The 26,411-nt window shown below is 55.5% G+C and carries 21 protein-coding genes; 14 read left to right on the top strand and 7 right to left on the bottom strand.

The genetic code is table 11. From position 1 onward, the window contains the following. The first annotated feature begins 209 nt into the window (after nucleotides 1–209). Both WJU22_RS03590 and WJU22_RS03585 read left to right on the top strand, forming a co-directional pair. Nucleotides 210–701 carry a BON domain-containing protein gene (locus tag WJU22_RS03590; protein WP_341841914.1) on the top strand — a complete coding sequence of 164 codons (492 nt, stop codon included), beginning with the start codon at nucleotides 210–212 and terminating at the stop codon, nucleotides 699–701. Between the two features lie 39 nt (nucleotides 702–740). Continuing rightward, complete coding sequence (locus WJU22_RS03585) at nucleotides 741–1,115, top strand: LysM peptidoglycan-binding domain-containing protein (RefSeq protein WP_126244576.1); 375 nt, start codon at nucleotides 741–743, stop codon at nucleotides 1,113–1,115. A 57-nt stretch (nucleotides 1,116–1,172) separates the two neighbouring features. On the opposite strand, the gene WJU22_RS03580 is transcribed toward WJU22_RS03585, so the two are convergent. From WJU22_RS03580 to WJU22_RS03555, 6 genes are read right to left on the bottom strand one after another with little or no spacing between them, the layout of a single operon-like run. Continuing rightward, on the bottom strand, nucleotides 1,173–2,054 hold the full coding sequence (locus WJU22_RS03580) for a lysophospholipid acyltransferase family protein (RefSeq protein WP_341841913.1): 882 nt from the start codon (nucleotides 2,052–2,054) through the stop codon (nucleotides 1,173–1,175). Nucleotides 2,055–2,072: 18 nt separating this feature from the next. Next, nucleotides 2,073–3,674, bottom strand: a complete 1,602-nt coding sequence (gene nadB, locus WJU22_RS03575; RefSeq protein WP_341841912.1) for an L-aspartate oxidase — start codon at nucleotides 3,672–3,674, stop codon at nucleotides 2,073–2,075. Between the two features lie 27 nt (nucleotides 3,675–3,701). After that, on the bottom strand, nucleotides 3,702–5,324 hold the full coding sequence (locus tag WJU22_RS03570) for a serine hydrolase domain-containing protein (RefSeq protein ID WP_341841911.1): 1,623 nt from the start codon (nucleotides 5,322–5,324) through the stop codon (nucleotides 3,702–3,704). A gap of 9 nt (nucleotides 5,325–5,333) precedes the next feature. Further along, nucleotides 5,334–5,999: a lysoplasmalogenase gene (locus WJU22_RS03565; RefSeq protein WP_341841910.1), complete on the bottom strand. Its 666-nt coding sequence runs from the start codon at nucleotides 5,997–5,999 to the stop codon at nucleotides 5,334–5,336. 33 nt (nucleotides 6,000–6,032) lie between these two features. After that, the gene (locus tag WJU22_RS03560) at nucleotides 6,033–7,364 is read right to left on the bottom strand and encodes a sensor histidine kinase (protein WP_341841909.1); all 1,332 of its coding nucleotides are present in this window, start codon (nucleotides 7,362–7,364) and stop codon (nucleotides 6,033–6,035) included. Nucleotide 7,365: 1 nt separating this feature from the next. Then, nucleotides 7,366–8,712: a sigma-54 dependent transcriptional regulator gene (locus WJU22_RS03555; RefSeq protein ID WP_341841908.1), complete on the bottom strand. Its 1,347-nt coding sequence runs from the start codon at nucleotides 8,710–8,712 to the stop codon at nucleotides 7,366–7,368. Between the two features lie 312 nt (nucleotides 8,713–9,024). On the opposite strand from WJU22_RS03555, the gene WJU22_RS03550 reads away from it, so the two are divergent. From WJU22_RS03550 to WJU22_RS03505, 10 genes are all read left to right on the top strand, one after another. Next, on the top strand, nucleotides 9,025–10,272 hold the full coding sequence (locus WJU22_RS03550) for an efflux RND transporter periplasmic adaptor subunit (RefSeq protein ID WP_126244570.1): 1,248 nt from the start codon (nucleotides 9,025–9,027) through the stop codon (nucleotides 10,270–10,272). 40 nt (nucleotides 10,273–10,312) lie between these two features. Then, nucleotides 10,313–11,002: an ABC transporter ATP-binding protein gene (locus tag WJU22_RS03545; protein WP_126244569.1), complete on the top strand. Its 690-nt coding sequence runs from the start codon at nucleotides 10,313–10,315 to the stop codon at nucleotides 11,000–11,002. Nucleotides 11,003–11,020: 18 nt separating this feature from the next. Continuing rightward, nucleotides 11,021–13,363 (top strand): ABC transporter permease, encoded by a 2,343-nt coding sequence (locus WJU22_RS03540; protein WP_341841907.1) that lies wholly within the window; start codon nucleotides 11,021–11,023, stop codon nucleotides 13,361–13,363. A gap of 2 nt (nucleotides 13,364–13,365) precedes the next feature. Next, complete coding sequence (locus WJU22_RS03535) at nucleotides 13,366–13,599, top strand: hypothetical protein (protein WP_341841906.1); 234 nt, start codon at nucleotides 13,366–13,368, stop codon at nucleotides 13,597–13,599. Between the two features lie 17 nt (nucleotides 13,600–13,616). Then, nucleotides 13,617–15,977 (top strand): ABC transporter permease, encoded by a 2,361-nt coding sequence (locus WJU22_RS03530; RefSeq protein WP_341841905.1) that lies wholly within the window; start codon nucleotides 13,617–13,619, stop codon nucleotides 15,975–15,977. Nucleotides 15,978–16,003: 26 nt separating this feature from the next. Then, nucleotides 16,004–18,424, top strand: coding sequence for an ABC transporter permease (locus WJU22_RS03525; RefSeq protein ID WP_341841904.1), 2,421 nt, complete (start codon nucleotides 16,004–16,006; stop codon nucleotides 18,422–18,424). A gap of 37 nt (nucleotides 18,425–18,461) precedes the next feature. Further along, nucleotides 18,462–19,124: an ABC transporter ATP-binding protein gene (locus WJU22_RS03520; RefSeq protein ID WP_341841903.1), complete on the top strand. Its 663-nt coding sequence runs from the start codon at nucleotides 18,462–18,464 to the stop codon at nucleotides 19,122–19,124. Between the two features lie 149 nt (nucleotides 19,125–19,273). Further along, nucleotides 19,274–20,728 carry a TolC family protein gene (locus WJU22_RS03515; protein ID WP_341841902.1) on the top strand — a complete coding sequence of 485 codons (1,455 nt, stop codon included), beginning with the start codon at nucleotides 19,274–19,276 and terminating at the stop codon, nucleotides 20,726–20,728. A gap of 30 nt (nucleotides 20,729–20,758) precedes the next feature. Next, on the top strand, nucleotides 20,759–22,159 hold the full coding sequence (locus WJU22_RS03510) for an efflux RND transporter periplasmic adaptor subunit (protein WP_341841901.1): 1,401 nt from the start codon (nucleotides 20,759–20,761) through the stop codon (nucleotides 22,157–22,159). Between the two features lie 138 nt (nucleotides 22,160–22,297). Then, nucleotides 22,298–23,317 carry an NAD(P)H-dependent glycerol-3-phosphate dehydrogenase gene (locus tag WJU22_RS03505; RefSeq protein ID WP_341841900.1) on the top strand — a complete coding sequence of 340 codons (1,020 nt, stop codon included), beginning with the start codon at nucleotides 22,298–22,300 and terminating at the stop codon, nucleotides 23,315–23,317. On the opposite strand, the gene hemW is transcribed toward WJU22_RS03505, so the two are convergent. Then, nucleotides 23,314–24,438, bottom strand: coding sequence for a radical SAM family heme chaperone HemW (hemW, locus tag WJU22_RS03500; RefSeq protein WP_341841899.1), 1,125 nt, complete (start codon nucleotides 24,436–24,438; stop codon nucleotides 23,314–23,316). The genes WJU22_RS03505 and hemW overlap by 4 nt on opposite strands. A 112-nt stretch (nucleotides 24,439–24,550) precedes the next feature. On the opposite strand from hemW, the gene WJU22_RS03495 reads away from it, so the two are divergent. Both WJU22_RS03495 and WJU22_RS03490 read left to right on the top strand, forming a co-directional pair. After that, nucleotides 24,551–25,492: a DUF4271 domain-containing protein gene (locus tag WJU22_RS03495; protein ID WP_341841898.1), complete on the top strand. Its 942-nt coding sequence runs from the start codon at nucleotides 24,551–24,553 to the stop codon at nucleotides 25,490–25,492. Nucleotides 25,493–25,700: 208 nt separating this feature from the next. Then, nucleotides 25,701–26,360, top strand: coding sequence for a uroporphyrinogen-III synthase (locus WJU22_RS03490; protein WP_240646561.1), 660 nt, complete (start codon nucleotides 25,701–25,703; stop codon nucleotides 26,358–26,360). The last annotated feature ends 51 nt before the right edge of the window (nucleotides 26,361–26,411 follow it).

Below are 26,411 nucleotides of genomic sequence, written 5' to 3'. Positions count from 1 at the left end.
ATCTAAACATCTCCGCTACGGCGTTGTTGTACTAAATACCCTGTTTATCCCCGTCGTTTGCGCGCAGATCAGCAGTAGGGAAAATTCCGCCGGCCACAGGCGGTTTAGGAAACGGCGAAATACCTAACGAATTGAATTTTAAATTTTTAATCGAAGGATGGCTTGCAATTCGGCAAGTATTCCTTTCCATTTCTTTAAATATTAATCGTATGAAAAAATCCAAATCCTGGTTACTCGCCTGCCTGCTTGGGTTCGGCGTATTCCTGTACGCTTGCAAACCGAGCGATGCCAAACTTCAGAAAGAAGTCAACGACAAACTGGCCGCCACCACTCCCGGCGTGATCGCGGAAGTGAAAGGTGGTGTAGCCACATTGAGTGGCGAAGTCATGGACGACGCCACCAAATCTGCCGCCGAAGCTTCGGCCAAGGAAGTGAAAGGGATCAAGTCGGTCACCAACAACGTGATGATCACTCCGCCCCCGCCTCCTCCGCCGCCGGTGGTGATCAGCCCCGACGATCTGTTGAAAACGAGTGTAGATTCCGTTTTGAGCGCCAAAGGCATTTCGGGCGTTACGGCCACTATCGCCAACGGGGAAGTAACGTTGACGGGCACTATCAAGAAATCAGAACTGAAAACGGTGATGCAGGCCGCAGCCGAAGCGAAACCGAAAAAGATCAACAACAAGCTGACCCTTCAGTAAGCCCAGCTCATCCATTCCATCACTCAAAAAATTCGCATTATGGCATTACAGGAAAAATATGCGGAACTGATCCAGGCCGCCAATGGCGGCGGCGTTTCCGGGCTGCAGGTGGCCGAACAGAACGGCGTGCTGTACGTAACGGGCACTGCGCCTTCGGGTGCCGTGAAAGATCAGCTCTGGGGCATTTATGAAAAACTCGATCCCGAAATGCGCGCGGGCGACCTCGTGCTCAACATCTCCCTGGCCGAAGGCGCCGAACAGGAATACGAGGTGAAATCGGGCGATAACCTCAGCAAGATCGCGAAGAAATATCCGGGCCTTACCTGGCAGAAAATCTATGAAGCCAACAAAGACAAGATCAAGGACCCCGACGTCATACAACCGGGCTGGAAGCTGAAGATCCCTTCGGCATAACGACCCGCAACATAATAAAAGGGCGCCTCCGACCGGAGACGCCCTTTTTTAGTTCGTTCATTTCGGCTGCTCGTCTGCATATTCCGGCTTCCACTCGTGCTTCCAGCGGCGGTGGCTCCAAACCCAGACTTCGGGCTGCTCGTAGATGTTTTTTTCGAGGTAGCGGACGAACGCTTCCGTGATCTCGCCTTCTTTCGTTTGCGTAGGGTGTTCGAACGCGAGGGTGAGCCGGGCTTCGTAATGTCCGCGTTTCGTTTTGCGGATGTCTGCAAACACCACCGGGATATCGTTGCGCCGGGCGCTCATTTCCGGCCCTTTGTAAAACGCCGTCATCTTGTTGAGGAACGGGTACCAGTAGCAGCGGCGCGGATTGCCGGGGTTCTGATCGGCCACCAGGGCCAGCAGGTATTGCTTTCCCATCCAGGGCGCCATGCCGTTGCGCATGTCGTTGGCGGGGATGAGCACCGTCCCGAACTTTTCACGGAAATGGCGGAACATCCGGTTGACGGCTTTGGTGGTAATGGGCATGAACACGACGAGGAAAGGGAACTGAACGCCCTGCATGCAAAACAGGTTGGCCCATTCCCAGTTGAAGTTATGCCCCAGGTGCAACTGGCAGCTACGGCCTTCGTTGTACAGTTTGTTCAGCGGGCCGAGGTCGCAGATGAAACGCTTTTGCAGAGAGGCTTTGCTCATGGTGAGCAGCTTGATGGTTTCCACCATCATATCTGTGAGGTTGCGGTAATATTTCCGCGCCATCCGCCGGATGTCTGCCTCCGGCTTGTCCGGGAACGCCTGGCGGAGGTTGCCCAGCACCACTTTCCTGCGGTACCCGAGAATATGGTACACGAACACATACAACAGGTCGCTGATGCGGTACAAAACCCACAAGGGCAGGATGGAAACGCTGTAACAAAATGCCAGTAAAATATAATACATAACCTCGCTCTCTTTTCTCTACAGTATGATATTCTGAACCAGTTCGCTTTTTGACGGGTAATCGGTGTTGTAATGTAATCCGCGGCTTTCTTTCCGGAAGGCGGCGCCTTTCACGATGAGGTAACCGGCGGTGATCAGGTTGCGCAGCTCGCAAAGCTGGGGCGAAACGGCGGTTTCCCGGTAAAGGGCTTCCGTTTCGAGATGCAGCATATCTAACCGGCGCATGGCCCTTTCCAGGCGGACGTTCGTGCGGACGATGCCCACATAATCGCTCATGATCTGCTTCAGTTCTTTAAGGCTTTGCGTGATGAGGATCATTTCCTTCGGCGCGGTGGTGCCCAGGGTGTTCCAGTCCGGAACATCGGCCCGGATGGCGGTGCGCTCCAGGGCCGTGATAGCATCGAGGTAGCAGCGATGGGCAAACACCATCGCTTCCAGCAGGGAGTTGGACGCGAGGCGGTTGGCACCGTGAAGCCCCGTGCTGGCGCATTCTCCGCAGGCATAGAGGTTCAGGATCGATGTACGCCCGTGCTCGTCGGTTTTAATACCGCCGCAGCTGTAATGGGCCGCCGGGGCAACAGGGATCATGTCTTTCGACACATCGATCCCGATCGACTTGCATTTCTGGTAAATATTCGGGAAGTGATGGATAAATTTCTCGATGTCCATATGCCGGCAATCGAGATAGACGTGCTCGGTACCGGTGATCTTCATCTCACTGTCGATGGCGCGGGCCACGATGTCGCGCGGGGCGAGGGAAAGCCGCTGGTCGTACTTATGCATGAAATCCTCGCCGGCCGCGTTCCGCAGGATACCGCCGTCGCCGCGCACGGCTTCGGTGATGAGGAACGATTGCCCGCTCACGCCCACCTGGTACAATGCCGTAGGGTGGAATTGGATGAACTCCATGTTCTCGATCCTTCCCTTGGCGCGGTAAACCATCGCTACCCCGTCGCCCGTGGCGATGGCGGGATTGGTGGTGGTACGGTATACCTGTCCGTTACCGCCGGTAGCGAGGAGCGTGAGGCGCGACAGGATTTTTTCGATCCGGTTGGTTTTCTGATTGAGGACGTAAATCCCGAAGCACTCGATGTCTTGTGTGGATTTGGTGACGAGGTAGCCGAGGTGGTGCTGGGTGATGAGGTCCAGCACGAAGCAATGCGTCACGACTTCGATGTTTTTCTGGCTGCGGACGGCGTCCAGCAATGCGCGCTCGATTTCGCGGCCGGTCACGTCTTTGTGGTGGATAACGCGGAATTCGGAGTGCCCGCCTTCCTTGCCGAGCGCCAGGTCGCCGTCGGGCGACTTATCGAACTGCGCGCCCCAGGCGATCAGTTCGTTCACCCTGTCTGGCCCTTCCTTCACTACGATTTCGACGATCTTCTCGTTACAAAGCCCATCGCCGGCGATCAGCGTGTCTTCAATATGTTTCTCGAAGCTGTCGTTCTCCAGGTCGTTGACCACCGCCACGCCGCCCTGGGCGTACTTGGTATTGGTCTCGTCTTCCCGTGTCTTGGTAATGATGGTCACCTTTTTGTCCGGGAACTGGCCGGCCACTTTCAGCGCATACGTGAGCCCCGCGATGCCGGAACCCACCACCAGAAAATCTGTTTGATGCATAGGCATCAAAATTAGTTAATAATCGGATTACTTGGCCTTTGTAAATGGCACCTTCCGCGCCCGGCCAGACGTTACCTCGAGCCCGGTTACACGGTTTTGCCCGTCGCACAGGAAGCGCACCAGCCCCAGTTCCGTCTCGAAAGCGTCTTTATACAGCGGTTTCATGGGGGAGTCGTAGCCCGGCCGGTCTACCTTGACGACCAGGTTTTTGTTGTCCAGCCCGATCGTCCAGCGGGCTTCTGCTTCTTCGGAAAGGTATTCGCCGGTGAATTGGGAGTGGGCGGCGGTGTCCGGGTTTTCTGCCCGTTTAAACACGAAGCGGCTGTTTTCTTTCGTCACCAGCGTCAGGTCGCCGTTCCCGAAAACGTACCGTAATCCGCCGCTGTTGCGGAACGCGTTGGCCCCTTCAATCTTCAATTGCTGGGTATTGTCGTACAGCTTGCCGTCGGAATACGTGATTTTTATAGGTTGGTCATTCGGTTCGTAGCGGTACCACCCGGCAAAGCTGCGGAGGGTTTCTTCCTGGATGGCGATGGCCGGCGCGGGTGGCGGCGGCGGGTTTTTCGGAAGCGGTTCGGGGATGAAAATATTGCGCGCCAGGGCTGCAGGGTTGGTGGGGGAGCGGTCGAACTGGGAAGTGTTCGACAGAAAAGCGAACGACATGCCCTGCTCCGGGAAATACTCCAGGTTGCACCGGTAGCCCGCTGTAGCGCCGGAATGCGTTACGGCAGGGAAGCCGTTGAAAGGGGTGGTCATGAGTCCGGCGGCGTACATGGCCGGTTGGCCGCCTGTCAGCGGCACCGTTTCCGTTTGTTTGGCATAGAGGGAAGGGGAACCGAACTTCCCGGTCGTATACAGCTCGTTCCATTTGAGGAGCTCCTCGGCCGTGGTGAGCAGTCCGGCATGTCCGTACACGCTTTCGTTGGGCATGTTGACGTACAGCATTCCATTGCCAATACCGTACGCCACGGCCCGGTTGGGGACCATGCGGCGGAGGTCCATCCGCCACAGCGAGCCGCTCATACCGGCCGGTGTGAAGATGTGGGCTTTGGTGAATGCTTCCAGCGATTCCTTCGACACGCGCTCCACGATGAGCGCCAGCAACGTGTAGTTGGAATTGGAATAAATGTATTCGGCCCCGGGAACGTAGTTCAGGGTTTTCTGCCGGCAAATGATGCGCAGCGCATCGTCATTCGTGTAATTCTTTTCCGCCCGCGGCCAGCCATTGAGCGATGCCACGGCGCCCCAGTCTTTCAGCCCGCTCGAATGATGCAGCAAATGCGATATTTTGATGGGATGACCGTATTCCGGCAACTCGGGGATGTATTTGCGCACATCGTCGTCCACCGACAATTTCCCCATCTGTTCCAGCATGAGTATCGACGCGGCGGTGAATTGTTTGCTGACGCTTCCCGCTTCGATGAGCGAAGTGGTGGTCATGGGAACGTTGTGCTCGAGGTCGGCCATCCCCCAGGCTTTCGAAAAAATCACTTTCCCGTTGCGGCTGATGGCGAATTGCGCACCGGCGATGTCGGGCTTGAATTGCGCGAAAGCGGTTTCGATCTTTGCGAGCGTATCTTGCCAGGACTGCGCCCGGGCGCCCTGCAACGTCAGCGATGCCGCGAGTAGAACGGTTAATTTTCGAAGCATGGTTTGTGATTAAATCCTGTTTCTCAAATAGTATAAACTCCCCGACACGATGAGCCACTGCGCCACTCCGTACGTTGCCATAACGACGACGCCGCTGAAAGGGAAATCCGCATAAAAAAGCTGGAACGCCAGCACCGTGTCAGACACCACGAAAAAGAAAGCCCCCAGGATGCAGCGCACCCCGTACCAGGGCGCTCCGAACCCGAACGCGCGGACCGCCAATATCAGCATCGACGTGATGACGATGGTGTAAAACACAACGGGTATCTTCATCTCGCCCGCTTTCGGGTACAGCATGGACAGCACGATGACCGCATATCCCAACACCGCTACCATGGCCATTTTCTCCACGATCCCCATTTTCGGCCGGGGTTTCGACCAGCCGAAGAACCCGATGTACATCAAATGCGCCGTGAGAAAGCTGACCAGCCCGGGCAGGAAATATTGCGGGAACAGTAAAAACACATCGCCCGACCAGGAAAAGATCACCGCGGCGAAAATGAAATTCCGGGAAGAATATTGCAGCTTCCCCGCCAGCACCCATCCGTACACCCCCAGCAGGATCATCAGCAGGGGCTTGGTGATAAAGCGGGCCTGCGGAACGTCGAAAACGATCATCCCGATATCCGCGAGCAACGCGAGGAAATATACTGTTATCCAATAGGCAGGTTTCATGTTGTGGAATTGTACCCTCAACTTACACCCTTTTTAATTGGTGAGCAATACATAAAAAGTGGTACCCTTTTCGGGGATGCTGCTCAGTTTTAATTGTCCGCCGTGCATCTGGATGATCTGCTGGCTGAGGCTCAGCCCGATCCCGGAGCCGGTTTTTTTAGTGGTGAAGAAGGGGATGAAGATCTTTTCCTGCGCGTCCGGGTCGATGCCTGGGCCGTTGTCGGTGATCTCGATGATCACCTGTTGCCCGTTAAACGAGCCTTTTACGGTGATCAGCGGCTCCTCGGTCTGGTCCAGCGCGTCCATGGCGTTTTTGATGAGGTTGATGAGCACCATCTGCAGCTGCGTTTCATCGGCGTGGATCTCGATATTGTCGGGCGACACATGCGCCCGGTACCGGATGCCTTTGGCTTTCATATCGGCCAGCAGGAGGTTGCTGACGGAGTTGATGAGTTGTTTCAGGTTGAGGGTGGTGAACTGCGGCTTGGGCAGCGTCGTGTAATCGCGGTAGGCGTTCACGAAGTTCATGATGCCTTTGCTGCGGCTTTCGATAGTTTCGAGGGCTTCGCGGAGGTCGCCCACGGCATCGTTCTGCTCGTCGGTAGCCGCCAGGTCGTACTGCACGATATCCTGCATGGTGCCGATGAGGCTCACGATGGGCGTCACGGAGTTCATGATCTCGTGGCGCAGGATCTTCGTGAGGTTTTGCCAGGCTTCCAGCTCTTTCTGCTGCAGCTCGGCATGGATGTTCTGGAGGGAGATCAGCTTCACGAGGCGCCCCTGCAGCCGCACGCTCGCCGCGTGGATCGAAAGCTGCTGGCCGTTTTGCGTGGCGTACAGCGTTTTCTGGCCGGCGGGCAATGCCAGCAGCAATTGTGCGAGATCGGGGTGGACGTTCTTCAGTTCATCGATATACCGCAGCCGGTAAATGCCCAGCAGCCGGAAAGCCGCGGGGTTGATCAGTTCGATCTTTCCATCGGCATCGAAAGAAAAAATGCCGATGCTGATATGCTGGATGATGGTATCGATATACTTGAGATTGGCTTCCCTTTCCGCGCGCGTTTGCCGGAAGGCTTCGAGCACTTCGTTGAACTGGTGGTTGAGGGCGCTGAAGCTCTTGCCCAGCTTATTGTCTGCGCTGAAGCGGATGGAAAAGTCCTCGTACCGGATGGCTTCCAGGAACAGGGTGAGTTTCCGGTTCACGCGGTTCAGATAATGGTAAAGCGATACCACCTGCGCGATGAGGAATGGTACCACGAGCCAGATCAGCAGCGGGTAACCGGCCTGCCAAACCGCAAAGCCCGCCGCCACGGTCAGGATCAGCACCACGAGGCGCAGCAGGATATTGACGCTGAAACGGTTCATGTCAGAGATTGTATTTTTCCATCCGGCGATACAGTGCTGCACGGCTCAAACCCAGTTCCCGAGCGGCATCGGTAATATTTCCGTTACATTGTTTCAACGCCTGTGCGATCATGTTCCGTTCCATATCTTCCAGGTTGAAACCAGTATCCAGTTTCTCGGAAGACGCGGTCGATTTCACGAACACATCTTTGGGCATGAGGGTTTTGCCCTGGCACAAAATCACCGCCCGCTCGATGGCATGTTGCAATTCGCGGATGTTGCCCGGCCACTCGTAATTTTCGAGCTGGGTGATGAGGGTTTCGTGGAGGAACGCCACCGGCCGGTTGTATTTCTTGCGGTACATACCGAGGAAATATTCGGCCAGGGGCACGATGTCTTCCCGCCGCTCGCGCAGGGGCGGCAGGTGCACTTCGATGGTATTGATGCGGTATAGCAAATCCTGCCGGAACTGACCGGAAGCGGCCAGCTGCTGGATGTTTTTGTTGGTAGCGGAAATCAGCCTTACGTCGATGGGTATCTGTTTGTTGGAGCCCACGCGCGTCACCAGCCGGTTTTGCAGCACGGTCAGCAGTTTCGCCTGGAAGGGAACGGAAATGTTGCCGATCTCATCGAGGAAAATGGTGCCGCCGGCGGCTTCTTCGAAACGGCCGGCGCGGTCGTCGCGCGCGTCGGTGAAGGCGCCTTTGACGTGGCCGAACAGTTCGCTTTCGAAGAGGGTTTCGCTGATGGCGCCGAGGTCTACGGGCACGATGGGCTTTTCTTTCCGCATGCTGAGGGCGTGGATGTGCCGGGCCAGCAAGTCTTTCCCCGTCCCGTTCTCACCGAGGATGAGGATGTTGGCGTCCGTTCCCGCCACGCGGCCCACGGTTTCGAGGACTTCCTGCATGGCCGGACTGTCGCCGATGAGCACATTCCCGGTATGCAGGGTGGCCCCGCCGGCCTTCTTTTCCTGCTTGGCCTGGTTGGTGGCTACGGCGGTTTGCATGGCGGCGAGGAGCTTATCGTTTTCCCAGGGCTTCAGCACGAAGTCGGCCGCGCCGGCCTTAATGGCGCGAACGGCCATTTCCACGTCGCCATAGGCGGTGAAGAGGACCACGGTGGCTTTGGGATTGATATCGAGGATTTTATCGAGCCATTCGAACCCTTCCTTTCCGCTGGAAAGGTCGCGGGTAAAGTTCATGTCCAGCAGGATGACGTCGTATTCGAAATTGGAAACGAGATAGGGGATCTTTTGCGGGTTTTTTTCGAAATCGACCTGTGCGAAATGTCTTTTAAGGAGAAGCCTGGCGGCGCGGAGCACGTCCACGTCGTCGTCCACGATCAAAATTTTACCTTGCTGGATGCTCATGAATATAGGATTAATGCGTTTGGGTTGAAGACAGCAAAACGTATTCCGGGATGGCGGCCCCACCTGCGGCGGCGCCTTCTTTTTTCGCCGGAATAGCCCTGCCGTGGCAATATTAACAAACATTCGGGACGTGCGGAGGATATTTTAAGCCGGCCGAAATGCCCGTCCGGATGTCCGGAAACGGACACTCCTTGTCCGCTTTGGAACAGCCCCCGCGGGGAGGGGAGCTTCACCATCCGCCATGGTAGCGGGTTTCGGGGTTTGGCATGGCTTGGCATGTGGATTGACTTCTCCTGTCCAGCAATTTTAGTCATGGACAGACAGATCAAAAAGAAATATTGGACCAAACAGCGTCTATTTCTGTACGGCGGCGGCGGAGCGGTGGTGCTCCTGTTGCTTTGGGGCTTCATCTTCGCCGACAAGCGCAGCAAGCTCAACGTCGAAAAGGAAAAAATCACCATTTCCAAGGTTACCCAGGGAACCTTCGACGAGTACATATCCGTAACGGCGGTGGTGCACCCCCTCAAAACCATCCGGCTGGATGCCATTGAGGGCGGGTACGTTGCCCGCAAGTTCCTCGAAGGCGGCAGCCTCGTAAAGGCCGGCGACTCCATCCTCCGGCTGGAAAACCAGCGGCTCATGATGGAATTCGTGAACCGGGAAACGGAAATGTACCGGCTCATCAACGAGCTCCAGAACACAAGGCTCCGGCTCAAACAGGACCGCTTCGCCCTGGAAAAGACCCTCAGCGACCTCGATTACCAGGTAGACCAGGCCAAAGACCTGTTCGATAGGAATCACAAACTCTTCAAAGACAAAGTGGTAGCCGAGCAGGAATACCTCAAAACCAAACGCGAATACGAACGCCTGAGCCGCCAGCGCCAGATCGAAGTGCAGTCGCAGGAATACCAGCTCGATAACGCCAAAACCCAGATCGTTCAGCTCGAAGGCACCATCGCCCGCACCCAGCGCAACCTTTCGCTTATGAAGGACAACCTGGCCAACCTCGTGGTGCGCGCGCCGGTAGACGGGCAGCTTTCTTCCATCAACGTGGAAGTGGGCACCAGCATCCAGGCGGGCCAGAACATCGGGCAGATCGACGATATGGACGGTTTCAAGATGCGCGCGGAAGTGGACGAGCATTACATCAACCGCATCATGACCGGGCTGAAAGCCAATTTCGATTTCAACGGGAAAGCCAATGAAATGGTGATCTCCAAAATATATCCCGAAGTACGGAACGGCAGGTTTGAAGTAGACATGAACTTCGTACAGGCCGCTCCGGAAGGAATCCGCCGCGGGCAATCCTCTCCTATCCGCCTAGAACTGGGGAAATCCTCCGAAGCCTTACTTTTGCCTGCGGGCGGATTCTTCTCGGACACCGGCGGCTCCTGGGTGTATGTCGTGGAAAACGGCGGCAAGCGCGCCGTGAAACGCAAAATCTCCCTGGGCCGCAAAAACCCGGTGTATTTCGAAGTGCTCGACGGCCTGCGGCCCGGAGAACAAGTCATTACATCCTCTTACGAAAACTTCGGGAACAAGGAAGTCCTGGAATTCTGACCCAACCCAAAATCATTATCATCAACTTCAATCCGAAACAATGATCAGAACAGTCAACCTGCAGAAATTATTCACCACCGAAGAAGTGGAAACCACCGCGCTCAACGGCATCAATATGGAAATCCAGGACGGAGAATTCGTGGCCATCATGGGCCCTTCCGGCTGCGGGAAATCCACGCTCCTCAATATCATCGGCCTGCTCGACAACCCTTCCCACGGCGAATACCATTTCTGGGGGCAGGAGGTTGCGCGCATGAGCGAACGCCAGCGCGCTCAACTCCGCAAAGGCGCCATCGGGTTCGTGTTCCAGAGCTTTAACCTCATCGACGAACTGACTGTTTTTGAAAACGTGGAACTGCCGCTGCTGTACCTCAAAGTGCCCGCCAGCGAAAGAAAGGCGCGGGTGGAAGAAGTGCTCGAGCGCATGAACATCATGCATCGCCGCAACCACTTCCCGCAACAGCTTTCCGGCGGCCAGCAACAACGTGTGGCCATCGCCCGCGCGGTTGTGGCAAAACCGAAGCTCATCCTCGCGGATGAACCAACGGGTAACCTCGATTCCACCAACGGCGAAGAAGTGATGAAACTCCTCCAGGAACTCAACGATGCCGGCACCACGCTCATCATGGTGACGCACTCGCCGTACGACGCCGGTTTCGCGCATCGCATCGTGAACCTGTTCGACGGTAAGGTAGTGACCGAAAACATCAAGGAACAATTCCACGTATAAACCCATCAATCCGCCAGTATGATCCGCCGTATTCAAATCGCCTGCAGAACTTTGTTCAACCGCCCGCTTTACGCGCTGCTAAACATCGGTGGCCTCGCCATCGGCCTGGCCGTGAGCGCACTGCTGTTCCTTTGGGTGCAGGACGAATATGGCTATGATGGGTTCCATCAGCATGCAGACCAGATCTACAAGGTAAACACCTGGTTCGAGTCTGGCGGGAAGAAGGAATATTGGGAATCGACACAGGGCTCTGTGGGCCCGCATGCCCTGGAATCCGTTCCGGGCGTGGAAGAAGCGGTGCGTGTGCTGAACGGCGAAAGGGAATTCAGGTACGACGTCGGCGGGAAAACGATTTTCGAACGGGAGAATTTCTATGTGGATCCCTCGTTCTTCAAGATGTTCGATTTCCCCATCGTGAAAGGAAGCGTTTTTCGCGATTTGCAATCCGTTGTCATCACGGAATCTGCTGCCGAAGCGTTTTTCGGGAAAGAGGAAGCCGTCGGGAAAACGCTCCTGGTCGATAAAAACAAGCAATTTACCGTTGCCGGCGTAATCCGCGATCTGCCGGCCAACAGCAATATCAAGGGCCGCATCTTTTACCCGATGGGCATCCGCAAAGCGGAATATTCTTCGAAATATTGGAAAGGGTTCGACGACGACTGGGGCAATTTTTACATATTCACTTACCTGCGCCTGAAACCGGGGATAGATGTGAAGCAGGTGAACGCGGGCATAGACCGCAACTGGAAAACGGCGAATCCCGGGCCGGAAGGCTTCAACTTCGGCTATCTCCTCATGCCCCTGCAACAGCAGCATCTTTACCGGCCAGACGGGCAGCCGGGGCAGGTGAAGATCGTGAAGAGCGTGGCGATGGTAGGGATCGTGATTTTGCTGATCGCCTGCATCAACTATGTGAACCTCGCCACGGCAAGGGCCCATCAGCGGACGGCCGAAATCAGCGTCCGCAAGATGATCGGGGCCAGCAAAGCGCAACTCTTCCGCCAGGTGTTCGGCGAATCGGCGATCGTGTTCGGGACCGCACTGCTGGTAGCATTGCTCCTGATCTGGGTGATGACGCCGTTTTACGGGCAGGTGACGGGAAAGGAATTATCGCTGTCGTTGCAGGGCGCGGCACTGGCAAAGAGCCTGGGCGTTTCGATGCTGGCCATGATCGCATTGTCTGCCATTTACCCCGCGCTGAAACTCGCTGCGCTGGAGCCTTTGCGCAATCTGCGCAGCAAATCGGGCAAGAGCGGGGGATGGTTGCGGAAAGGATTGGTGGTGACGCAGTTTGCCGTGTCGATCGTACTGATCGGCAGCACCTTCGTCATCAGCAAACAACTGCAATACATGCAAACCGAATGGCCGGGATATGACCGGGAAAACGTGTTCGTGGCCGAAGCCGGCAAAATGAGCGAGCACAAGGAAGCCGTAACGCAGCAGCTGCTGAACAGCCCCGGCGTCAAAGCCGTCGCTTTCGCCGGAACGAACATCACTTACATCGACAATTCTACCGGTGACCTCGATTGGGAAGGCAAATCCGCCGGACAAAATACCAATGTCAGATATCTGTTCGTCAATGAACAATTCATTCCCGCTTTGCGGCTGGAAATGAAGGAAGGGCGGAACTTCCGCGCCGGAAAGGCAGACAGCGCCGGGTTTGTCCTCAACGAAGAAGCGGTGCGCGTACTCGGGCTGAAAAACCCCGTGGGCATGCGGTTCAAGATGTGGGAAACCCAGGGGCAGGTGATCGGCGTGGTGAAGGATTTTCATTTCGGTTCGTTCCGGGAAAAAATCATGCCGTTGGCGATGTATTACAGTTCCGCCGGTGCGAACCTCTTCGTCCGCACAGACGGTCGGAATGCCGAAGCGCTGGCCGCGGTGGAAGGGATATGGAAGCAATATAATCCTGATTACGCGTTTCACTCGTCGTTCCTGGCAGACACCAACGGGAATCTGTACCTCAACGAAAAACGGACTTCCGCACTGTTCAGTTCTTTTGCCGTGGTGGCGATATTCCTGTCGTGCCTCGGGCTGTTCGGTCTGGCCACGTTCGCCATCGGCCAGCGGACGAAGGAGATCGGGATCCGCAAGGTGCTGGGCGCCTCCATCCCCGGGATCCTCCGCCTGCTCACGAAAGATTTTCTCAAGCCCGTGCTGGTGGCCATTGCCGTGGCAACGCCCATCGGCCTGTACGCCATGAACGAATGGCTGGGCAACTTCGCCTACGGGATCGGGTTGCCCTGGTGGATATTTCTCGCCGCGGGCGGCATGGCGGTGGCCGTAGCCCTTATCACCATCGGCGCACAATCGCTGAAAGCCGCGCTGGCGAACCCTGTTCAAACATTAAAAACGGATTGACCATGATACCGCATTGCCTGGACCCGAACATCCTCCTGCCGCAACTGGGATTTGTGCTCCCGGGGAGCGCCTCCTGCGAAGCAGCTGCCGGAGACGGTTTCCAGGCGATGCTCCTGTTGCCGTCTATGCTGCTGCCGCTTTTGCTGGTACTGCTGGCCGGACTTTTCCTCCTGAACCGATACCGCCGCCATCGGGGCGGTGAGCCCCCAAACGCCAACGAACCTTTAACCGCTTAACGACATTTAACATGCACATGCTTAGAAACCATCTCAAGATCGCCTGGAGAAACCTTTGGAACAACAAGGTATTCGGCGTCATCAACATCACCGGTCTCACCATCGGGATGACGGCCTGCATGTTCATTCTGCTCTGGGTGGCCAACGAATACAGCTTTAACCGCTATCACGAAAAGCTGCCAAATATTTACCAGGTGTACGAGCATCAGTATTATTCGCATGGCGATATGCTCACCACCACGGCAACGCCCGGTCCGCTGCTGAACAAGCTCAAGACCGAAGTGCCGGGTGTCCGCACCGCCGCTTCCGTGAGCTGGAACGTCGAAAAACTGATATCGGTGGGGGACAATAACCTGAAGTTCGCCGGCCACAACGTAGACAACGAATTCTTCTCGATATTTTCCTTCCCTTTCCAGGAAGGCAATCCCGCCCGTGCGCTCACACAACCGGGCAGCGTGGTGCTGACGGATAAAACGGCCGAAGCCCTTTTCGGTGGCGAAAAAGCACTCGGCAAAATCGTTCGCCTTGATAACGCTAAAGACTATACGGTGACAGGCGTGGTGAAAGCCCCGCCGGAGAACAGTTCCCTCAAATTCGCGTTCCTGCTGCCCATGCAGGAGCTGAAAGCGGAAAATCCCTGGCTCGAAGGCTGGGGCTCCAACGCGCCGCGGACGTACGTGCTGCTCGACGAAAAGGCCGACATCAACAAGGTGAACGCCAGCGCGAAAGACATCATCAAACGCAATGCGGAAGGGTCTTCCACCGAGATTTTCCTCTATCCCTATTCCGATATTTACCTGAAAGGCTCGTTCAAAGACGGGAAACTGTTGCCAGGCCGGATGGAATATGTGCGGTTGTTCATCATCGTAGCGGTGTTCGTACTGCTGATCGCATGCATCAACTTCATGAACCTGTCTACGGCGCGGGCGGTACAACGCAGTAAGGAAGTGGGCGTTCGCAAAAGCATCGGGGCAGGGCGGTTCTCGCTCGTGTCGCAGTTTTTGGGCGAATCGTTCGCTTTGGTGATGATCGCTTCGGTATTGTCTGTGTTGCTGGTGTGGCTGTTGATGCCCGCATTCGAATCGATGGTGAATACCACGATCGGCGTGCCGCTGTTCACCTGGTACAATATGCTGGCGATCTTTGCGCTGGGGCTTTTCACCGGTTTTGCGGCGGGCAGTTATCCTGCATTTTACCTGTCGTCCCTCAACCCGGTTTCCACGCTCAAGGGCGGGATGCTGCGGTTGAAATCTTCTGCGGTTTGGCTGCGGAAGGGCCTGGTCGTTTTCCAGTTCGCGATTTCCACCGTGCTCATCGTGGCGGCGGCGCTCGTGTTCCTGCAGATTCAATTCATCAAAAACCGGAACCTGGGCTTGAACAAAGACCAGGTCGTTTACTTCACCCGCGAAGGCGGATTGGCCGAAAACCTGGAAACGTTCCGCCGTGCGCTGGAAGGCAAGCCCGGTATCATGGCATCCACGGTTGCCAACCAGTTGCCCATCGATGTGGGGAACAGCGGGCAGGGCGTGTCGTGGCCCGGGAAATCCGCCACGGAAACAGTGTTGTTCGATAAAATTACGGTGGGAGACGGCTTCGGGGAAACCATGCAGCTCGAAATGCTGGAGGGGCGCACCTTCTCGGCAGATCATCCTACGGATAAAGACGCCGTCGTCATCAATGAAACCGCCGCCAAGCTCATGAAGCTGCAAAAGCCCTGGGTAGGCCGCGTTATTACGGTCGACGACCGGCAAACGCCCATCATCGGCGTGGTGCGCGATTTCGCGAGCTCGCACCTGTCAAAGAAATCGGCACCCATGATCCTGGAATCCTTCAATGAACCGGGTGGCAAAGTGATGGTGCGCATCAAGCCCGGCCAGGCAGACGAAGCGCTGGCCAGTATCGAATCCGTCTACAAGGAATTCAACCCGGAATACCCGCTGGAACTGAAGTTCATGGACGTTTTCTTCGAGAAAATGTACAAAAGCGAAGCGGTGATCGGCCGGCTGTCGACCGTGTTTACCATCCTCGCCATCATGATCGCATGCCTCGGCCTCTTCGGGCTGGCGGCTTTCACGGCGCAGCAGCGGACCAAAGAGATCGGGATCCGGAAAGTGCTCGGCGCTACCGTGGGCCAGATACTCGTACTGCTCAGCAAAGACTTCTTGCGGCTGGTACTCGTGGCCGTTGCCATCGCATTGCCGCTGGCCGCTTATTTCATGCAGGGCTGGCTGGAACAGTTCTCCATGCACATCGAACTGAGCTGGTGGATTTTCGCGGGAACGGCGCTGCTGTCGCTCGCCCTGGCCATGATGACCGTGAGCTACCAGTCGGTACGCACCGCACGGATGAACCCGGTCAAATCGCTCCGGGCAGAATAACTCCGAACCTTTAAACCACGATTTTTATGTGGAGAAATTATATCAAGATCGCTTTCCGCAACATCTGGAAAGCCAAACAGGTAACCTTCGTGAACATCGTCGGCCTCTCCGTAGCCATCGCCACCGCGCTGCTGCTGTGCATGACCGTGTACAAAGAGTTCTCGTTCGACAGGTTCCATGAAAAAGGCGACAGGATATTCGGTATTTATAAGGATGTGCGCACCGCCGAAAAGGTAACGCCCATGAACAATACGCCGCATCCGCTGGCGCCCGCCATCAAGGCGGAAATCCCGGGCGTGAAAGAGGTAGTGCGCCTCGTGAAGAACGGGGTGGCCGTGCGCACCACCGGCGAGCAACAGGCCATCAACGCCACTTACACCGATCCATCTTTCTTCTCGATATTCACCTTCCCGCTTCTGAAAGGCGAAACCCGGCTGGGGCTCACCGATATCGTGCTGTCCGAAACCACGGCCAAAAACCTTTTCGGGACGGCCGATGTGGTGGGAAAACAGATGGAACTGAAGCTGGGAGACATCTGGAAACCCTTTACCGTAACGGGTGTGCTGGCCGATGCGCCGGAGAATTCCAGTGTGATATTTTCTTCCATCGTGCGACTGGAAAATAAATCCGATTACGCGGAGAGCAAAGACAACTGGTTCAGCTTCAGCCTCGAAACCTTTGTGGAGCTTCAGCCCGGCACTTCGCCCGAAACTGTGGAGCGCGCCAGCAAGGTGCTGCTGGAAAAGTATTATGGGGAAGACATTGCCCGGCAAAAGAACGCCGGCGCTACTCCGGGCGCATACGGAGAATACCAGTTGCTGGGGCTGATCCCCATGAAAGAACTGCATTTTTCGCCGAATTCCAACCTGGGCGGCGAAAAGAAGGGCCTCGTATTGATGTTGCTCTTCATCGCAGGGTTCCTGCTGTTCATCGCCAGCATCAACTTCGTCAACTTGACCCTGGCCAGATCTTTTACCCGTGCCCGTGAAGTGGGTATGCGCAAGGTGATGGGCGCGGAGAAATGGCAGTTGAGCCTCCAGCTGTGGGGCGAAGCTTTCCTGCTGTTCGTTTTTGCGCTGCTGGTCGGCGGGCTGACCGCATTTTTGCTCCTGCCGGCTTATAATTCGCTCTTCCGTTCGGGCGTGAGCTTTTCGCTGTTGCTGGAACCGAAATTCATCGGCGGCATCATTCTTACCCTGCTCGTGGTGACGGCCTTCGCCGGCGGATATCCGGCTGCGCTCATGGCCCGCGCGAGCACATTGCTCGTGTTGAAAGGGAAAATGACGACGGGGAGGAAGAATTACTTCCGCAATTCGCTCATCGTTACCCAGTTCGTTTTTTCCTGCCTGCTGATCATCGCTACGCTGATCGCCTGGCGGCAGATGAATTACCTGCGGAATAAGCCCCTCGGCTATAATACCTCTGAAGTTATCAGCGTGCCCGTAGGCGCGAAAGAGAACGGGGCCGCGCTGCTGGAACGCCTCCGGTCCGACCTGAAAGGCCAGCCCGGCATTTTGTCCATAACCGGCGCCAACACGAACTTCGGCCGCGGGATCGACGGGAGTATGAGCACTTCCATCATTTCGTGGCAAGACGGGGGGAAAGATATGCAGTCGCACTGGCAGGGCGTATCTACCGATTACGTGCAAACGATGAGCCTGCAGCTGACCGGCGGGCGCGATTTTTCCGCGGCGCTCGCGTCAGACTCCAACAGCCTGATCATCAATGAACAGATGGCACGGCAGTTCGGCCCCGGGAAGGGGCATGTGGGCTTCCGTTTCAGGATGGACGACCAGGTTGCGGACGCCACGGTATATACCATTATCGGCATCGTAAAAGATTACCATTACCAATCGTTGCATAACACCATCGAGCCCCTGACCCTGCATCTGCTGGGGCCAGATCAGCGGCCTTCCTATATTTTTGTGCGGGTGGCGCCTGGCGAGCTGGTGGCTTCGATGGACAAGCTGGCGGCTTCCTGGAAGCGCGTGGCGCCGGAAACGCCGTTCATCGGTTCGTTCGTGAACGAGAACACCGAAAGGCAATACCGTGCGGAAGCAACGCTGATGCGGGTTTTCATCAGCGGCGGCGTGTTGACCATCATCATTTCCTGCATGGGGCTGTTCGCCATGGCGATGCTCATCATCGGGCAGCGTACCCGCGAGATCGGGATCAGGAAAGTATTGGGCGCTTCTGCGGCAGGCGTGGCCACGCTCATCTCGCGCGACTTCCTCGTGCTGGTGGGCATCGCGATCCTCATCGCGTCTCCGCTGGCGTGGGTGCTGATGCGGCAATGGCTGAAAGAGTTCGCTTACCGGACAGACATTCATTGGAGCATTTTCGTGATGGCAGGCGGCATGGCCATGCTGGTGGCCGCGCTCACGGTGAGTTTCCAGAGCGTACGGGCGGCGTTGATGAACCCCGTCAAATCATTGAGAACGGAATAGCATATTTCCAGAACATAATTTTTTTTACATTCAGATCATGATACAACTGCGTAACATTACAAAGCACTATCCGGTAGGTTTCGGGAAGCACGAGATTTTGAAAGACGTGAACCTGGACATCCAGCAGGGGGAATTTGTGTCGATCATGGGCCCGTCGGGCTCTGGAAAATCGACTTTGCTGCACATCCTGGGGATGTTGGAAGACGCTTCGGAAGGGGAGTACCTGTTCCAGGACGAGCCGGTGCACAAGATGAACGACAAGAAAAGAACGCAGCTGCACCGGGGATCGATCGGGTTCGTGTTCCAGGCTTATCATCTTATCGACGAGCTGACGGTGTACGAAAATATAGAAACGCCGCTGTTATATAAGAATGTGCCTTCCGGCGAACGGAAGAGCCGCGTGGCGGATATACTCGACAGGTTTAACATGGTGGCGAAGAAAGACCTTTTCCCCACGCAGCTTTCGGGCGGCCAGCAGCAGCTGGTGGGCATCGCGAGGGCCATTGTGGCGGAGCCGTCGGTGATTTTCGCCGACGAGCCCACGGGCAACCTGCATTCCGACCAGGCCCGGCAGATCATGGAACTGTTCGCGGAGCTGAATAAAAAGGACGGCATCACGATCGTCCAGGTAACCCATTCCGACGTCAATGCCGGTTACGGCAACCGGGTCATTCAAATCATGGACGGAAGGATCCAATGACCGGTTGGATATTTTTCCGGAAGCTAAAAACTCATCATATGATGTTTTGCCTTAAATTCGTGGGGCCCCTTGCCGCACGCAGGAAGTTTGTGCCTTTAAATCAGGAAACCGGCATGGTATCACAACATTTCAAATTTTTACGACCGGCTATGAAATTTTCGCCCGCTTTTACCGCCCTCATCGTGGCTTTGGTATTGTCTGTCCGCCCGGCAATGGCGCAGGAAGGGGAGTGGACGTACCAGCGTTGTTACGAGTACGCCCTCAGCCATAACCTGACGTTGCAGCAAAGCGTGCTGAACAAACGGCTGGCGGAACTGACGCTGAAAGTCGACAGGATGTCCATGCTGCCGACGCTTACGGGCAACGGGAGCGCAGGCTATATCTTCGGCCGGTCCATCAACATTACCACCAACCAGTTCGATAACAAGGCCACGTTCAACGCCAGCCTGGGCCTTTCGGCCGGGGCAGACCTGTTCGGCTGGTTCCAGAAACGGAATACGGTGGCTTCTTCCAAATACGAAGTGTACGCGCAGAATTACCTGCTGGAAAAAGCGCGGAACGATATGGGTGTGAACGTGGCGAACGCGTTCCTGCAGATACTCCTGGCCGGGGAACAGGTGAAAATCAGCCGTGCGCAGGTAGACCTGAGCAAGGCACAGCTGGAAAACACGAAGAAACTCGTGCTGGCAGGATCGGTGCCCGAAAGCAACCAGGCAGACCTGGAAGCGCAGCTGGCGCGCGACAGCTCCACGCTGGTAACCGCCGAAAATGCCGTCATTTTACGGACGCTCCAGATGAAAGCCTTGCTGAACCTGGGCTTTGAAGTGCCTTTCGATACCAAAATCCCCGACAACATCGCCGCCGTGCCCGTGATCAACCTCACGGAAACTTCGCCGGAAATGGTGTTCAGCTCCGCACTTTCGATCCAGCCGCAATACCGGTCAGACGAAATGCGCGTGAAATCGGCGGACAAAACGCTTTCCGCCGCCAAAGGCGCCATGTATCCCCGCCTCCGCGCCAATGCCGGCGCAGATACGCGGCTCGCCGGCGGTATCCGCTACGAACAGTACGGTCCTGATAACTTCGTAACCTACGTTTCCAGCATCGGTTTCCCGAAATCGAACCCCCTGGATACCGTTTTCACCTACGATAAATTCAACAACCGCGCTACCCGGAAATATACCGTGGGCCGCCAGCTGTCGGATAACTTCGGCCAGAATATCGGTATTTCCCTCAGCTTCCCTATCTTCAACGGATGGCAGCTGCGCGGACAGGTGGAACGCGCGAAGATCGACCTGGAAAACCGGAAACTGACGCAAGACATCAATCGCCTCCAGCTCCGCCAGGATGTTTATACCGCCCATGCAGACGCTGTTGGCGCCTATCAGAAATACCAGGCGTCCATCACCACGGAACGGGCTTCCCAGAAAGCGTTCGACTTCGCGACGAAACGCTTCGAAGTAGGGCTCATGAACACCGTGGAATACGTCACCACGCAAACGAACCTTTTCAAGGCGCAGATCGAACGCGTCTCCGCCTTGTACGACTATATTTTCAAAGTTAAACTACTGGAATTCTATCGCGATCAGAAAATTACGCTGTAGTGTTCCATGACACAGTAATACAAAGCGTATATGAAGAAAAGAAAAAAGATTTTTTGGTGGATAGGGGCCCTGGTGGCCCTTATCGTCATTGTAGCCATCGTCCGCGGATCAGGGAAGGACGAAGGGCTGAAAGTAGCTATAGACAAGGCTTCCGATAAGGATATCATCGAAATCGTTTCCGCGTCCGGCAAAATTTATCCGGAAGTGGAAGTGAAAGTTAGCTCCGACGTTTCCGGTGAAATTACCAAGTTGCTCGTGAAGGAAGGTGATTCCGTGATGAAAGGACAGACGTTGGCGCACATATACGCAGACATCTACGCCTCCAACCGCGACCGGCAGGTAGCCGCCGTTTCCCAGACGCAGGCGGAGCTTGCCAACGCCACCGCGGCGCTCGCGGCTTTCAAGGCCCGGCTCGACCAGGCCAAGGCTTCCTACGACCGTAACAACCAATTGTATAAGGAAAAAGTGATCAGCCGCCAGGAATTCGAAACGGCAGACGCTACCTACAAAGCCGCCCTGTCTGACTACAATGCCGCCAGCCAGCGCATCAACGCCAACAAATTCGCCGTGGCCAGCGCCGAAGCGAACCTGGCTGAAGCGAACAAAAACCTCAGCCGTACCACCATCGCCGCGCCCACAGGCGGCACCGTGAGCCTCCTTTCCGTGGAAGAAGGCGAGCGCGTGGTAGGAACGGGGCAGATGTCGGGTACCGAAATGCTGCGCATCGCCGATATGTCTACCATGGAAGTGCAGGTAGACGTTGGTGAAAACGATATCCCGAAAGTAAAGGTCGGCGATTCCGCGCTGATAGAAGTCGATGCTTATACCGGCCGCAAATTCAAAGGCCTGGTGACCCAGATCGCCAGCTCCTCCAAAGGCGCGGCAACGGCTTCCACTACCAGCACCTCTTCTGCCGAGCAGGTAACGAACTATGTGGTGCGCATCCGCATCCTGGTATCGTCTTACAAAGACCTGCTCGATCCCAACAACCCGCGCCGGTTCCCGTTCCGCCCCGGCATGTCTGCCAACGTAGACATCCAGACGCGCACCGAGAAAAACGTGCTTTCCATTCCCATCAACGCCGTAACTACCCGCGATCTTTCCGATACCACGAAGAAGGATAAATCCGCGAAAAAAGCGCCGAAGGAAAACAACGCCAACACCGCCAATGCCGCAGATGCGGAAGGCGGCGGCGGTACCCAGCGGCAAGATTTCCAGGAAGTGGTATTCGTGCTGCAGGCCGACAATACCGTGCTGCTCCGCAAAGTAACCACCGGCATCCAGGACGATAACAATATCCAGATCACCTCCGGCCTCAAAGCCGGCGAAAGCGTGGTGAGCGGTCCGTACACCGCGGTATCGCGCGAGCTGGAAAACGGTAAAAAGGTGAAAGTGGTACCCCGTTCAGAACTGTTCGAAGCGAAGAAGTAATTATACCTGAAATATAATGCAGGGGCGGCTTTCACGAGCCGCCCCTTTTGTTTTTACATACATCGCAATACAAGGCACCAGCCAGCCGTAACTTTATATTTTCGTACCTTTGCGCCCAACCAAACGGAACAGAAGCGCATGGCAAACCATATCGGGATCATTGGAAGCGGCAGCTGGTCAACCGCACTCGCCAAAATACTGACAGACAACAATAATCATATTCACTGGTGGATACGCAACGAAGAAACCATCAAACACATGCAGTTGCGCCATCATAACAAACATTATCTCACCTCCGTTTACTTCGATACGAGCCTGCTTTCACTGAACAGCCGCGCTGCGGAAGTGGTGGCAGCCAGCGATATCGTCATCCTGTCCGTACCGTCCGCATTTCTCCCCGCCGTGCTCGAACAGCTCCCGGCCGATGCGTTCGAAGGAAAGAAAGTGATCTCGGCCATCAAAGGCCTCGTTCCCGTCACCAATCAACTCATCAACGATTACCTCGCCGAGCGGTTCAACGTGCCGGCGGAAAAATACTTCACCATCACCGGGCCCTGCCACGCAGAGGAAGTGGCCAACGAAAAGCTGTCTTACCTGACGTTTTCCGGTACCGATCTCGAAGCAGCCGAATCGATCGCCGCACTTTTCACGAACAGTTATCTTCAGACCATCGCCAATACCGACCTCAACGGCGTGCAGTTCGCCGCCGTGCTGAAAAATATTTACGCGATGGGCGCCGGCATTGCGCATGGCCTCGAATACGGCGATAATTTCCTCAGCGTGTTCATCACGAACTGCTTCCGAGAAATGCAGGAATTCCTGGAGAAATACGGCCAGTACGAAGCCGGCAGCGGCCGCGAAGCCGTGACGCACAACTACAACGCCAGCGCCTATCTCGGCGATCTGCTGGTAACGTGCTATTCGCTCCACAGCCGCAACCGCACCTTCGGCAACATGATCGGCAAAGGCTACAGCGTTAAGGCGGTGCAGCTGGAACTGAACATGATCGCGGAAGGGTATTATGCGAGCCGTTGCATCGCGGAGATCAACGGGCGCATCGGCGCATACATGCCCATCGCACAGAAAATCTACGCGATACTTTGGGAGCAGCTGCATCCCGAAGAAGCTTTCCTCGAGCTGGAAAAAGGACTGATTTAAAAGAAAAGCGCGGCGGCAATACCGTCGGCAAAGAATTTTCCTTCGCGCGTGAGCGTGAGGCGGTCATCGTCTTGCCGCATCCAGCCTTTGCGGATGAACTCGCGGCTGGCGGCGAGGAGCGCCGATTTCTTGTCGGCCCCGAATCGCTCCGCCACGGTTTCCAGCTGGCATCCGGCTTCCGTGCGCAGCGAGATCATGATATGTTCGTTCAGCGCCATGCTGGGACTGAGCATTTCGATCTCGAACGGCACCGTATCTTTTTTGATGCTTTGGATGTACAGCGGGTTGTTGGCGATGTTCCACTGCCGCGAAGTGCCGTTGAACGAATGGGCGGAAGGGCCGAGGCCGAGGTAATGTTTCCCCTGCCAGTAACTGCTGTTGTGCTTCGAACGCTTGCCGGGCAGCGCGAAGTTGGAAATCTCGTAATGTTCGTACCCCGCTGTTTCGAGGGTTTCCATGAGGATGCCGAAATGCTTGGCGGCACGGTCGGGGTCGATGGGCGGGATTTTGTGGTGCTGGATGAAATGATCGAGCGCGGTGCCGGGCTCCACGGTAAGGGCGTAGCAAGACAGGTGGGGGATGTTCAGCGCCACGGCCTGGTGGATATTGGCCAGCCAGCGCTCGTCGGTAAGAGTGGGGCCGCCGTAAATGAGATCGATGCTGAAGTTATCGAACCCCGCTGCGCGGGCTTCTTTCAAACAATCGATGGACTGTTCCGCATGGTGGGCGCGGTTCATCCATTTCAGGTCTTCTTCGAAAAACGACTGCACCCCGATGCTGAGGCGGTTGACGCCCGTAGCCCGGAAAGCGCGGAGGTTTTCGGGCGAAAGATCGTCCGGATTGGCTTCCAGGGTGATTTCCGCGTCGGGGAGGATGTCGTAATGCTGGCGGAGAACGTCCAGCAAACGTTGAATGGCTTCCGGGCCGATGAGGCTGGGAGTGCCGCCTCCGAAGTAGACGGTGCCCACGGGCTGGCCCTGGAGGTAGCTGCGCTGGAGGACCGCTTCGGCCGCGATGCAATCCACCATCTCGCCCCGCAACTGCAGGGAAGTAGAGAAGTGAAAGTTGCAGTAATGGCAAGCCTTTTTGCAAAACGGTATGTGGAGATAGATTCCGGCCATGCGCGCTTAGAAAAGTTTTAGGGGATTAATTTGCAAACCTCGAAAATACATGTCAGTTTTGTTGATATTTTTGGAACTGGAAAAGTTAAGTTGCATTATAAAATTTTAGCCGTTGCGAACCTGGATGATGATATGGATGCTGATCGTATGTGCCCTCCAAACGATGGCGCAGGCCGACAGTTCCGCGAAAAAGAAGCCTGCAGCCACCCGGCAAACCCCTGCTGCCACCGCCACCAGGCCCGCCGCTGCGCACAAAGGTAAGCCAGATTCCGCTCAAACCGCGGCGCTTCATGCGGCAGACTCGCTGAAGGCCCGGGTGGCAGACTCGCTGCTGGCCGCTGCGCCCAAAGTGCATGCGTATGACACCATCATGCGGTCGCTCCTCGAAAAGAACACCTTTCTTTCCCGCAAAGGCAAGCCCGTACTGCTCGACGTCAATCCCGCCCGCAAAAGTACGGGGCAAGACTGGCTGGTGTACCTCGTGGCCGGCGTGTTACTGCTGTTGGGCATCATCCGCAGTTCCTACCTGAAATATTTCAACGATATGTTCCGCGCCTTTTTCAACCCCACGCTGAGCCAGCGGCAGTTGAAAGACCAGCTTTCGCAGTCGCCCTTCCCGAACTTCCTCCTGAATTTCTTCTTCGTCATCAGCCTGGGCCTGTATTTATACCTGCTCATGTACCGGCTCGATTACCCTACGGGCGCCATCGCCTGGATGCTCATACCGGGGCTGATGCTGCTGGTCGGGATCATTTATCTCATAAAATACGTGGTGCTGCGGTTCTGCGGATGGCTTTTCGGGAGTGAGGAACTGGTGGATGCGTACGTTTTCATCCTCTACCTGATCAACAAGGTGCTGGGGATTTTGCTGGCGCCGTTCCTGGTGGTTTTGGCGTTCTGTTCACCGGAAATTGCCAGTATTTGCCTCTATATATCGATATTTTTTATTGTATTACTGGTTGTGTACAGGTACGTAAGGTCCTATTCACTCGTGCGTCAATATCTCTCCTTCAGCAAATTGCATTTTTTCTTTACCTTTGCGCATTCGAAGTAGTGCCGGTTTTAATAATCACAAAGGTACTTTTACTTTGGTTAACTGGTAACCCGTAAGGAAGCCACATTGTTAACACAAGAGCAAATTTCGTATGATCAAAGGCGGGCCAAAAAAAGAGGAAAAACAACTGACGATCCTAATTTCCCAACCTAAGCCAGAAACAGAGAAATCACCTTATTTCGACCTCGCTAAGAAATTCAACGTCCGGTTGGACTTCTTTCCGTTCATCAGGGTAGAAGGTGTGCCTGGTAAGGAGTTCCGCAAGCAGAAGATTGATATTGTCAACCATTCCGCAGTGATTTTCACCAGCAGGAATGCCGTAGATCACTTCTTTCGTATTTGCGAGGAACTGAAAGTTAAGGTATCGCAGGAATGCAAATATTTTTGCATTACAGAAGCGGTTGCACTCTATCTCCAGAAATTCATCCTTTACCGCAAACGTAAAGTGTTTTACGGGGCAGACGGTTCTACCAAAAGCCTCCTGGAAGTCATGAACAAACACAGGGAAAACGAGAAATTCCTCTTCCCCAGTGCAGACAGCCAGAAAAAAGACATCGAAGAATGGCTGAAGGCAAACAAGTGTGACTATGCTGCAGCAACGCTGTACAAAACCGTTTCGAACGACGTGTCGGAAGTCCTGAAAACAGAATACGACCTCATCGTGTTTTTCAGCCCCTACGGCGTGAAATCCCTCTTCGAAAACGTTCCGAAATTCAAACAGAACGGCACCCGCATCGGCGCATTCGGTCCCACCACCTCCGCCGCCGTGGAAGAAGCCGGCCTGAAACTCGACATCAAAGCCCCCGCACCGCAAGCCCCCTCCATGGTGGCCGCGCTGGAACAATTCCTGCAGGGACTTCAAAAATAATATCGACCTTTACGAAAATTATCGGGGGAGCATCGAATGATGTTCCCCTTT

It is taken from the genome of Chitinophaga caseinilytica (assembly GCF_038396765.1).
Lineage (GTDB): Bacteria > Bacteroidota > Bacteroidia > Chitinophagales > Chitinophagaceae > Chitinophaga > Chitinophaga caseinilytica.
The sequence above is the reverse complement of the archived record's forward strand: the minus strand, read 5'-3'. Positions and strand labels throughout refer to the sequence as shown.

What these genes read in the sequence shown, in the direction of transcription:
- WJU22_RS03585 (WP_126244576.1), top strand. Translation starts at nt 741, where the DNA reads ATGGCATTACAGGAAAAATATGCGGAACTGATCCAGGCCGCCAATGGC.
- WJU22_RS03505 (WP_341841900.1), top strand. Translation starts at nt 22,298, where the DNA reads ATGGCAAACCATATCGGGATCATTGGAAGCGGCAGCTGGTCAACCGCA.
- WJU22_RS03565 (WP_341841910.1), bottom strand. Translation starts at nt 5,999, where the DNA reads ATGAAACCTGCCTATTGGATAACAGTATATTTCCTCGCGTTGCTCGCG.
- WJU22_RS03555 (WP_341841908.1), bottom strand. Translation starts at nt 8,712, where the DNA reads ATGAGCATCCAGCAAGGTAAAATTTTGATCGTGGACGACGACGTGGAC.
- WJU22_RS03590 (WP_341841914.1), top strand. Translation starts at nt 210, where the DNA reads ATGAAAAAATCCAAATCCTGGTTACTCGCCTGCCTGCTTGGGTTCGGC.
- WJU22_RS03580 (WP_341841913.1), bottom strand. Translation starts at nt 2,054, where the DNA reads ATGTATTATATTTTACTGGCATTTTGTTACAGCGTTTCCATCCTGCCC.
- WJU22_RS03545 (WP_126244569.1), top strand. Translation starts at nt 10,313, where the DNA reads ATGATCAGAACAGTCAACCTGCAGAAATTATTCACCACCGAAGAAGTG.
- nadB (WP_341841912.1), bottom strand. Translation starts at nt 3,674, where the DNA reads ATGCATCAAACAGATTTTCTGGTGGTGGGTTCCGGCATCGCGGGGCTC.
- WJU22_RS03570 (WP_341841911.1), bottom strand. Translation starts at nt 5,324, where the DNA reads ATGCTTCGAAAATTAACCGTTCTACTCGCGGCATCGCTGACGTTGCAG.
- hemW (WP_341841899.1), bottom strand. Translation starts at nt 24,438, where the DNA reads ATGGCCGGAATCTATCTCCACATACCGTTTTGCAAAAAGGCTTGCCAT.
- WJU22_RS03525 (WP_341841904.1), top strand. Translation starts at nt 16,004, where the DNA reads ATGTGGAGAAATTATATCAAGATCGCTTTCCGCAACATCTGGAAAGCC.
- WJU22_RS03540 (WP_341841907.1), top strand. Translation starts at nt 11,021, where the DNA reads ATGATCCGCCGTATTCAAATCGCCTGCAGAACTTTGTTCAACCGCCCG.
- WJU22_RS03530 (WP_341841905.1), top strand. Translation starts at nt 13,617, where the DNA reads ATGCTTAGAAACCATCTCAAGATCGCCTGGAGAAACCTTTGGAACAAC.
- WJU22_RS03560 (WP_341841909.1), bottom strand. Translation starts at nt 7,364, where the DNA reads ATGAACCGTTTCAGCGTCAATATCCTGCTGCGCCTCGTGGTGCTGATC.
- WJU22_RS03535 (WP_341841906.1), top strand. Translation starts at nt 13,366, where the DNA reads ATGATACCGCATTGCCTGGACCCGAACATCCTCCTGCCGCAACTGGGA.
- WJU22_RS03515 (WP_341841902.1), top strand. Translation starts at nt 19,274, where the DNA reads ATGAAATTTTCGCCCGCTTTTACCGCCCTCATCGTGGCTTTGGTATTG.
- WJU22_RS03550 (WP_126244570.1), top strand. Translation starts at nt 9,025, where the DNA reads ATGGACAGACAGATCAAAAAGAAATATTGGACCAAACAGCGTCTATTT.
- WJU22_RS03510 (WP_341841901.1), top strand. Translation starts at nt 20,759, where the DNA reads ATGAAGAAAAGAAAAAAGATTTTTTGGTGGATAGGGGCCCTGGTGGCC.
- WJU22_RS03520 (WP_341841903.1), top strand. Translation starts at nt 18,462, where the DNA reads ATGATACAACTGCGTAACATTACAAAGCACTATCCGGTAGGTTTCGGG.